The sequence below is a fragment of the Rhodopseudomonas sp. B29 genome (assembly GCF_000333455.1).
GTDB lineage: Bacteria > Pseudomonadota > Alphaproteobacteria > Rhizobiales > Xanthobacteraceae > Rhodopseudomonas.
This window is the reverse complement of record NZ_BADD01000611.1, coordinates 1-948: the sequence shown is the minus strand read 5'-3', so window position 1 is coordinate 948 and position 948 is coordinate 1. Positions and strand designations below refer to the sequence as shown.

Here is a 948-nt window from a genome sequence, read left to right as displayed (position 1 = left end):
CTCCAGCGTCGGGCCGTTAACTGCGACCAAAGCAGACCGAAGCATTGAGCGGCCGTTCTTCCGTGGCGTTTCAGATGAGCGCCCGGAACGTACCAAACGGAAAAACCGTCCGCCCAATCCTCGACACACCCTTCCGCCTGGGCATCCGCTTCGCTGATGTCCTTCAGCCGCTCGATCTTCGTCGCGGTGACGATCAGCGTGAGGCGGGACGCCCATCTCGGCATGTGGATGGGGGGTTTCGGTTTCGACCAATCGCCGAACTCAGGATTGCCGTCGGCCCAGAACCAGACTGGCATCAGGTGCCGCCGCTCCGGATCATCCTTCACCGACCACGAGTAACTGAAGTTCTCGCGGACCCACAGCCGATCGCCAGGCTGCATCTTCGTCCATGGAGATGGCCCAGCCACCAGCTTGAAGCTGCCTTTCTCTTCGTAGTCATCGCGAACCTTGCGAACCTGACAAGCCAGCCGCCGCGTCATCGTCTTTCTGCAGTCCAAGATCGCCGCGATCATCGGCTCCGAGAACGGGATCGGGTGATCAGCCATGGCGGACCACCTTGCGATAGACGTGCCCGCCGGCGTGGCTGAGGCACCACGCGCCGAACCGAGTGCTCGGATCGCAGGTGATGCGCCACGGGCCGCGGATGAGAAGCTGGTAACCGATCCAATCGAGCACGGTATCCATCAAACAATCTCCCTGAGTATGTCTTCGATCGCGTCCTTGTTGCCGAAATGATCGCGGAACGCGGCGAAGATCGCCGCAGCGGTCTCGCCTTCCATCGTCGGCTTGACTCCGGCCCAGCCGCCGAACTGCGCGTAGCAGTCCTGCGACCAGAACTGCCGCGCCAGCTTCTCCAGGCTTTCCTTCTTCTGCGCGCGGCGAAGCGCGGCCGCATAGACGATGGCCAGCCAGCAGGTAATCCAGCTGTTGGGCGCGGCGGCGGGGCCT

The 948-nt window shown here is 62.8% G+C and carries 2 protein-coding genes and 1 pseudogene; all 3 read right to left on the bottom strand.

Annotated elements, in window-relative coordinates; translation table 11 throughout:
- A pseudogene (locus I5M_RS22120) lies at positions 1-545 on the bottom strand (hypothetical protein); the annotation flags it as partial.
- Entirely contained in the window at positions 538-684 is a 147-nt protein-coding gene (locus I5M_RS32895; protein WP_022723395.1) for a hypothetical protein, read from the bottom strand. The gene I5M_RS32895 and the pseudogene I5M_RS22120, both read right to left, overlap by 8 nt.
- The coding region (locus tag I5M_RS32890; RefSeq protein WP_040771848.1) for a hypothetical protein at positions 684-948 on the bottom strand (265 nt) is incomplete at its 5' end. The genes I5M_RS32890 and I5M_RS32895, both read right to left, overlap by 1 nt.

Bases quoted from the DNA above. Each gene is read 5' to 3' on its own strand.
- I5M_RS32895 (WP_022723395.1), bottom strand. From the start codon at position 684: ATGGATACCGTGCTCGATTGGATCGGTTACCAGCTTCTCATCCGCGGC.